The sequence below is a fragment of the Pseudomonas sp. genome (assembly GCF_030696055.1).
In the GTDB taxonomy this organism is placed as follows: Bacteria; Pseudomonadota; Gammaproteobacteria; order Pseudomonadales; family Pseudomonadaceae; genus Aquipseudomonas.
In genome coordinates this window covers 1-7403 of the sequence record NZ_JAUYNP010000094.1, presented here as the reverse complement: position 1 = coordinate 7403, position 7403 = coordinate 1, and the positions used below count along the sequence as shown (strand labels likewise).

Here is a 7403-nt window from a genome sequence, read left to right as displayed (position 1 = left end):
CACCAGCGGGTTATAGGCCACCCGTGGCGGCGAGACGAACCAGCCGCGGCGCTCCTCGCGGTAGATCAAGCCCTGGGCCTCGAGCTGGCCGAGGGCCTCGCGCAGGGTGATGCGGGTGGTGTCGAACACCTCGCTGAGCTTGCGCTCAGCCGGTAGCTGGCTGCCGGACGGCAACAGGCCATGTTCAATCTGCTCTTCCAGAGCCCGGCAAATAGCAGTTACTGCCCGCGGCGCTTCATCGCGCATCAAGACCTCCAAGTTTGGACTAGTCCAGCCCCATTTCAGGGCCTAAAACTGCTTATGCAGCCTCGAGATTTATATTTCAAGTTTAAGCAGACTAGATGACCGAGCGGTGACAAATATCTTGCAAAACGCCCCCTCACCACCCAAAAAAACCGCTAAACCATGGCTATGTCGGCGACATACTCAGGTACTTATTCATGGTCTACGCTTGGGATTCGCCAGTTTGGCGAGGCGTTAGCCGATCGGCAAATAGCCAAGCTACATAAAACTGTCATTTAACTGGCCTAAATTGGCCTGGGTTTTGCTGATCTAGACCAGAACCTTTTTACCGCACGCACTCTCATCGCAAAGGAGTTTCCAATGAAACAACTGCTGCTGGCTTCACTGATGGGCTCGGCCATCGCCCTGGCGACTTCCGCCATGGCTACTGAAACGGACTTGCAAGCGCTGCAAAAGGCCGCGCGCGCCGAAGGCGCGGTAAACAGTCTGGGCATGCCAGACAGCTGGGCCAACTGGAAGGACACCTGGGTCGACCTGGACAAGCTGTATAACCTGAAGCATATGGACACCGACATGAGCTCGGCCCAGGAAATCGCCAAGTTCGCCGCCGAGAAAGATAACGCCAGCGCCGATATCGGTGACGTCGGTGCGGCCTTTGGCCCCATCGCGGTACAACAGGGTGTTACCCAAGCCTACAAACCCAGCACCTGGGAACAGGTCCCGAGTTGGGCCAAGGACGCCGACGGTCATTGGATGCTGGCCTATACCGGCTCCATTGCCTTTATCGTCAACAAGCAGCTGGTCAAGGATATTCCGACCTCCTGGGCCGAGCTGAAGAAAGGCAGCTACAAGGTCGCCATCGGCGACGTCAGCGCCGCGGCACAGGCGGTCAACGGCGTGCTGGCTGCCGCCATCGCCAACGGCGGTGACGAGAAGAATATCCAACCGGGCCTGGAGTATTTCGCGGACATCGCCGAACAAGGTCGTCTGTCGCTGGCCAACCCAACCATCCAGACCCTGGAGAAAGGCGAAGTGGAAGTCGGCGTGGTCTGGGACTTCAACGGCCTGAGCTACCGCGATCAGATCGATCCCAGCCGCTTCGAAGTGCTGATCCCCTCCGACGGTTCGGTGATCTCCGGCTACACCACCATCATCAACAAGTACGCCAAGAACCCCAACGCCGCCAAGCTGGCGCGCGAGTACATCCTCTCCGACGCCGGGCAGATCAACCTGGCCAAGGGCAATGCCCGGCCGATCCGCGCCGAGCACCTGAGCCTGCCGGCCGAAGTCCAGGCCAAGTTGCTGCCTAACGCGCAGTACGCCAAGGTCCAGCCGATCAAGGACGCCAAGGCCTGGGAAGCCACCTCCAAGGCCCTGCCGCAGCAGTGGCAGGAAAACGTCATCATCAATATGGAGTAACACTCCAGGTCGATGCCCCCGTAGGAGCCAGCTTGCTGGCGATCTGCCGAACGGATGATCGCCAGCAAGCTGGCTCCTACATATCCACCGCCAATCCGCAGCGCGAGGAAGATGCACCCCATGAAGCACAACGTCATCCTGGTCGTACTGGATGGCCTGAACTATGAGGTGGCCCGGCACGCGCTGGGTCATCTGCAGGCCTACTGCGGTGCCAAGCGCGCCGCGCTGTACCAGCTCGAATGCGAGCTGCCCTCGCTGTCTCGTCCGCTGTACGAATGCATCCTCACCGGCGCCCGTCCCATCGACAGCGGCGTGGTGCACAACCAGGTGGTGCGCCTGTCCAACCAGCGCAGCATCTTCCATTACGCCCGCGCCGCCGGCCTCTGCACCGCCGCCGCGGCCTATCACTGGATCAGCGAACTGTATAACCGCGCGCCCTTCGTCGCGGCCCGTGACCGCCACACCAGCGATCCCGAACTGTCGATCCAGCACGGGCACTTCTACTACGCCGATCACTACCCCGATTCCCACCTGTTCGCCGACGCGGAAAGCCTGCGCCTGCGCCACAGCCCGAATTTTCTCCTGGTGCACCCGATGAATATCGACGACGCCGGCCACAAGCACGGCCTCGACAGCGCGCAGTACCGCAACAGCGCGCGGGTCGCCGACATCATCCTGGCCGACTACCTGCAAGGCTGGCTGGAGGCCGGCTACCAGGTGCTGGTCACCGCCGATCACGGCATGAACAACGACCGCACTCACAACGGCCTGCTCAGCGAAGAACGGCAAGTGCCGCTGTTCGTTCTGGGCGAAGCCTTCAGCCTGGACCCGGCGGCGCAGCCACGGCAGACCGAGCTGTGCGGCACCGTCTGCGAGCTGCTCGGCGTACCCCACGACAAACCTGTGTGCCGGGAGTTGCTGAAATGAATGCGTCACTCGAGCAAAGCGCCAAGCTGGTCGACGCCACGCAGGCGAAGGCCGCCACGCGCTCACGGCTAACCCCGCGGCTAAAGGGCAAATGGTTGGCGCTGCTATGTCTGCTGCCCTTCGCGCTGTTTTTTATCGCCTTCCAGATCGCCCCGCTGCTCTGGGTCGCGGTCAACAGCCTGCACAGCGCCGAAGGTTGGGGCCTGGCCAATTTCGCCAAGATCTTCAATTCCAAGTTCTACCTGCAGGCGATCAAGCACAGCCTGCAGATTTCCTTCTGGTCGAGCCTGTTCGGCATGGCCATCGCCATCCTCGGCAGCTACTCGCTGCGCCAGGTGGACAGCAAGCTGCGCGACTTCGTCATGGCCTTCTCCAATATGACCAGCAACTTCGCCGGGGTGCCGCTGGCCTTCGCCTTTATCATCCTGCTCGGTTTCAACGGTGCGCTGACCCTACTGCTCAAGCAGATGGGCCTGATCGAGAGCTTCAACCTGTACTCGAAACACGGCTTGATCGTGCTCTACACCTACTTCCAGATTCCCCTCGGTGTGCTGCTGCTCTACCCGGCCTTCGATGCGCTGCGCCAGGACTGGCGCGAATCCGCCGCCCTGCTGGGCGCGGGCACCTGGGACTTCTGGCGGCATATCGGCCTGCCGGTGCTGACCCCGGCGCTGCTCGGCACCTTTGTCATCCTGCTGGCCAACGCCCTCGGCGCCTACGCCACGGTGTACTACCTGACCACCGGCAATTTCAACGTGATGCCGATCCGCATCGCCGGGCTGGTCTCGGGCGATATCTCCCTCGACCCGAACCTGGCCAGCGCCCTGGCGATGATCCTGGTCGGCCTGATGGCGCTGATCACCCTGGTTCATCAACTGCTGCTGAAGAGGAGCTACCATGTCGCGCGCTGACGCCGTGCCAGCAGCGCTCTACCACCGCATCGTGGTGTGGCTGCTGTTCCTGATCCTGCTGTTGCCGCTGGCCGGCACCCTACTCTATTCGCTGTCCACCAGCTGGTCGGCGAGCATCCTGCCGGACGGCCTGACCTTCAAGTGGTACCTGGCGCTGTGGAGCGACGCGCGTTTTCTCAACGCCTTTATGCAGTCGCTGCTGGTGTGCTTCGGCGCCCTGCTGCTGGCGGTGCTGTTGATCCTGCCGCTGCTGTTCGTGGTGCACTACCACTTCCCCAAGCTCGACGCGCTGATGAATATCCTGATCCTGCTGCCGTTCGCGGTGCCGCCGGTGGTGTCCTCGGTGGGCCTGTTGCAGCTGTATGGCTCGGGGCCGCTGGCGATGACCGGCACGCCGTGGATTCTGCTCGGCTGCTACTTCACCATCGCCCTGCCCTTTATGTACCGCGCCATCACCAACAACCTGCAGGCGATCAACCTGCCGGACCTGATGGACGCCGCCCACCTGCTCGGCGCCAGCACCTGGAAGGCGGCCTTTCTGGTGGTGCTGCCAAACCTGCGCAAGGGCCTGATGGTGTCGCTGTTCCTCTCCTTCAGCTTCCTGTTCGGCGAGTTCGTGTTCGCCAATATGCTGGTCGGCACCCGCTATGAAACCCTGCAGGTCTACCTCAACAACATGAAAAACAGCAGCGGCCACTTCAACAGCGCCCTGGTGATTTCCTACTTCTTCTTCGTGCTGATCTTCACCTGGGCGGCGGGCCGCCTGAACAAGGACAAGTCATGAGTTATTTGAGCATCCGCGGCCTGCACAAAAGCTACGGCGACACGGCGATCTTCAGCGATATCAATTGCGAGATCGGCCAGGGCGAGTTCGTCACCCTGCTCGGCCCCTCGGGCTGCGGCAAATCCACCCTGCTGCGCTGCATCGCCGGGCTCACCGAAGTGGGCGGCGGGCAGATACTGCTGGATGGCGAGGACCTGGTGCCGCAATCCCCGCAGAAGCGCGGCATCGGCATGGTGTTCCAGAGCTACGCGCTGTTCCCCAATATGAGCGTGGCGCAGAACGTCGCCTTTGGCCTGCGCATGCAGAAGGCCAGCAAGGAAGAAAGCGCCCAGCGTGTGCAGGATGCTCTGGCCATGGTCGAGCTGGGCGACTTCGCCGACCGCTACCCGCACCAGCTGTCCGGTGGCCAGTGCCAGCGCGTGGCCCTGGCGCGCTCGCTGGTCACCCGCCCGCGCCTGCTGCTGCTCGACGAGCCGCTGTCGGCCCTGGATGCGCGCATCCGCAAACACCTGCGCGAGCAGATCCGCAGCATCCAGCAGGACCTCGGCCTGACCACCATCTTCGTCACCCACGACCAGGAAGAAGCCTTGGTCATGTCCGACCGTATCTTCCTGATGAACGACGGCAAGATTGTCCAGAGCGGCGATGCCGAGACCCTCTACACCGCCCCGGTGGATGCCTTTGCCGCCGGCTTTATCGGCAACTACAACCTGCTCGACGCAGGCCAAGCCAGCCGCCTGCTCGGCTGGCCGATTGGCAGCCGCGTGGCGATCCGCCCGGAGGCCATCCAGATCGGCAGCCAGGGCAGCATCGAGGCGCGGATTCGCAGCCACAGCCTGCTCGGTAATGTCATCCGTTACCGCGTCGAGGCGCGCGGCGTCGAGCTGCTGGTCGATGTGCTGAATCGCTCGGCTGGCGACATGCACCAACGCGACCAAGCCATCAAGCTGACTATCGAAGCCACTGCAATCTGTGAGGTAGCCTAATGCCCCTGGCAATTTTCGACCTGGACGAAACCCTGATCGGCGGCGACTGCGCCAGCCTGTGGAGCCAGGAGATGGTCAAGCTCGGTTGGGTCGATGGCGAACGTTTTCTCGCCCATGAGCAGGAGCTGATGCGCCAGTACGCCGCCGGCAGCCTGGCCATGGAAGACTATATGGCCTTTACCCTGTCACCCCTGGTCGGGCGCACGCCGGAGGAAGTCGCCCATGTGGTCGAGCCTTTCGTCGAGGACGTGATCGAGCCGATCTTCTACAGCGACGCCACCCGCTGCCTGGCCCAACACCGCGCCGCCGGCGACCGGATTCTGGTGATTTCCGCCTCGGCGCACTTTCTGGTCAGCGCCATCGCCGCGCGCCTGAATGTCGACGAAGTGCTGGCCATCGATCTGGAGGAGCAGCACGGCTACTACAGCGGCCGCACCCAAGGCGTGCTGACCTACCGCGAAGGCAAGGTCAGCCGCCTGCACGGCTGGTTACAGGAGCAGGGCGAAAGCCTCGACGGCGCCTACTTCTACTCCGACTCGCGCAACGACCTGGCGTTATTGCGCGAGGTCGACAAGCCCTATGTGGTCAATCCCGACTCAGCACTGCTGCAGCATGCGCAGCAGGCCGGCTGGCCAGTGCTGAGCTGGCGCTAGGCAAGACGCCAGTCGTAGGGCGGACATGCCGCGAGGCTTGTCCGCCATCCAGGCCGCCAGCGCTGGACAAGGCGTTGCCATATCCAACCCGCGCTACCAAAACCTGCCGCGCGCGGCCTTAAGTGCACGGCATAGCCACTTTACCGGGCTCCCTATGGACCTTTTGCGCAAAAGCCCCTAGCGTGCGGGCGCTGTACACCTAGATAACCTCCATCGCCCTGGTGACCCTATGGATTTCTACCTGCGCCCCGCCGCCGCCGCGGTAAAGGCTTTGCTGACAGCCGCCGAGCTGCCGACTGCCGACCTGCGGGCCGAACACTTCGAGCACTTTATCGCCTGCGGGCCAAAGGATTCGCCCGATGCCGTGGTAGGTCTTGAGCTATATGGCGAGGTGGCGCTGCTCAGGTCCCTGGTGGTGGCCGCAGGCGCCCGTGGCAAGGGTTATGGCACCAGCCTGGTGGCGGCAGCCGAGGCCTATGCCGGCCAGCAAGGCGTGCAGGAGATTTACCTGCTGACCACCACGGCCGAAGCCTTCTTTCGCCAGTTGGGCTACGTCACTAGCGCCAGAGCCGAGGCGCCGGCAGCGATTCGCCAGACCGCGGAATTTTCCAGCCTGTGCCCGGCCAACTCGGCCTTTATGCGCAAACGCATCGGGGCACGCTGATGGACTGCAGCTCTCCCCTCACCGCCTATCAGCAGGCCATCGACCGCGACGGTTTCAAATCCGATCCCGCGCAGTGGCAAGCGGCCCAGGCGCTGCAAAGATGCCATAGGGCCTTGCACCTGCAAGACCAGGCTCAAGCCCCACAGGGGGTCTATCTATGGGGCCCGGTGGGCCGCGGCAAGACCTGGCTGATGGACAGCTTCTACCGGAGCCTGCGCGTACCGGCGCGGCGTCAGCACTTTCATCACTTTATGCGCTGGGTGCATAGGCGCCTGTTCCAGCTGACCGGCACCGCCGATCCGCTACGGGCCCTGGCCCGTGAGCTGAGCACGGAAGTGCGGGTGCTGTGTTTCGACGAGCTGTTCGTCAGCGATATCGGCGATGCGATCATTCTCGGTCGCCTGTTCCAGGTCATGTTCGAGCAGGGCGTGGTGCTGGTCGCCACTTCCAACCAGCCGCCCGAGCAGCTGTATGCCGAGGGTTTCAACCGCGACCGCTTCCTCCCGGCCATCGCCGCCCTGCAACGGCATATGCAGGTGGTGGATATCGACGGCGGCGCAGACCATCGCCTGCATCCGGGCGCCGCTCATACCCGCTATTGGGTGGCCAGACCCGACATACTCGAGCAAAGCTTCAGCCAGTTGGCGGCCGGCCAGGCCAGCAGCGACCAGCCCTTGCAACTGGGCTCACGCAGCGTGCCGGTGGTGCGCCACAGCGAGAACGTGCTCTGGTGCCGTTTTGCCGAGCTGTGCGAGCAGCCTCTGGCCGCCCTGGACTTTATAGCCCTGTGCGACCGTTTCAGCGCCATTCTGCTGA

9 protein-coding genes are annotated in these 7403 nt (G+C 63.0%); 8 read left to right on the top strand and 1 reads right to left on the bottom strand.

Features of this window, described 5'->3' with window-relative positions:
- A partial coding sequence (locus tag Q8Q83_RS05755; RefSeq protein ID WP_305621935.1) for a GntR family transcriptional regulator occupies nucleotides 1-246 on the bottom strand: 246 nt, incomplete at its 3' end.
- Nucleotides 247-603: 357 nt separating this feature from the next.
- Between Q8Q83_RS05755 and Q8Q83_RS05750 the strand changes: the two genes are divergently transcribed.
- The 8 genes from Q8Q83_RS05750 to zapE all read left to right on the top strand — a co-directional run.
- The gene (locus tag Q8Q83_RS05750; RefSeq protein WP_305621933.1) at nucleotides 604-1662 is read left to right on the top strand and encodes an ABC transporter substrate-binding protein; all 1059 of its coding nucleotides are present in this window, start codon (nucleotides 604-606) and stop codon (nucleotides 1660-1662) included.
- Nucleotides 1663-1782: 120 nt separating this feature from the next.
- Nucleotides 1783-2589: an alkaline phosphatase family protein gene (locus Q8Q83_RS05745; RefSeq protein WP_305621932.1), complete on the top strand. Its 807-nt coding sequence runs from the start codon at nucleotides 1783-1785 to the stop codon at nucleotides 2587-2589.
- Nucleotides 2586-3500, top strand: a complete 915-nt coding sequence (locus tag Q8Q83_RS05740) for an ABC transporter permease subunit (protein ID WP_305621930.1) — start codon at nucleotides 2586-2588, stop codon at nucleotides 3498-3500. Before Q8Q83_RS05745 ends, Q8Q83_RS05740 begins: the two co-directional genes overlap by 4 nt.
- Entirely contained in the window at nucleotides 3487-4284 is a 798-nt protein-coding gene (locus tag Q8Q83_RS05735) for an ABC transporter permease (RefSeq protein ID WP_305621928.1), read from the top strand. Before Q8Q83_RS05740 ends, Q8Q83_RS05735 begins: the two co-directional genes overlap by 14 nt.
- Nucleotides 4281-5270: an ABC transporter ATP-binding protein gene (locus Q8Q83_RS05730; protein ID WP_305621926.1), complete on the top strand. Its 990-nt coding sequence runs from the start codon at nucleotides 4281-4283 to the stop codon at nucleotides 5268-5270. The genes Q8Q83_RS05735 and Q8Q83_RS05730 overlap by 4 nt, the downstream gene beginning before the upstream one ends.
- Nucleotides 5270-5923, top strand: a complete 654-nt coding sequence (locus Q8Q83_RS05725) for an HAD family phosphatase (RefSeq protein WP_305621923.1) — start codon at nucleotides 5270-5272, stop codon at nucleotides 5921-5923. The genes Q8Q83_RS05730 and Q8Q83_RS05725 overlap by 1 nt, the downstream gene beginning before the upstream one ends.
- A 229-nt stretch (nucleotides 5924-6152) precedes the next feature.
- Nucleotides 6153-6587: an arsenic resistance N-acetyltransferase ArsN2 gene (gene arsN2, locus Q8Q83_RS05720; protein ID WP_305621921.1), complete on the top strand. Its 435-nt coding sequence runs from the start codon at nucleotides 6153-6155 to the stop codon at nucleotides 6585-6587.
- Nucleotides 6587-7403: cell division protein ZapE (gene zapE / locus Q8Q83_RS05715; protein ID WP_305621919.1), on the top strand; the 817-nt coding region annotated here is incomplete at its 3' end. The genes arsN2 and zapE, both read left to right, overlap by 1 nt.

Bases quoted from the DNA above. Each gene is read 5' to 3' on its own strand.
- Q8Q83_RS05735 (WP_305621928.1), top strand. From the start codon at position 3,487: ATGTCGCGCGCTGACGCCGTGCCAGCAGCGCTCTACCACCGCATCGTG.
- Q8Q83_RS05725 (WP_305621923.1), top strand. From the start codon at position 5,270: ATGCCCCTGGCAATTTTCGACCTGGACGAAACCCTGATCGGCGGCGAC.
- Q8Q83_RS05740 (WP_305621930.1), top strand. From the start codon at position 2,586: ATGAATGCGTCACTCGAGCAAAGCGCCAAGCTGGTCGACGCCACGCAG.
- Q8Q83_RS05750 (WP_305621933.1), top strand. From the start codon at position 604: ATGAAACAACTGCTGCTGGCTTCACTGATGGGCTCGGCCATCGCCCTG.
- Q8Q83_RS05730 (WP_305621926.1), top strand. From the start codon at position 4,281: ATGAGTTATTTGAGCATCCGCGGCCTGCACAAAAGCTACGGCGACACG.
- arsN2 (WP_305621921.1), top strand. From the start codon at position 6,153: ATGGATTTCTACCTGCGCCCCGCCGCCGCCGCGGTAAAGGCTTTGCTG.
- Q8Q83_RS05745 (WP_305621932.1), top strand. From the start codon at position 1,783: ATGAAGCACAACGTCATCCTGGTCGTACTGGATGGCCTGAACTATGAG.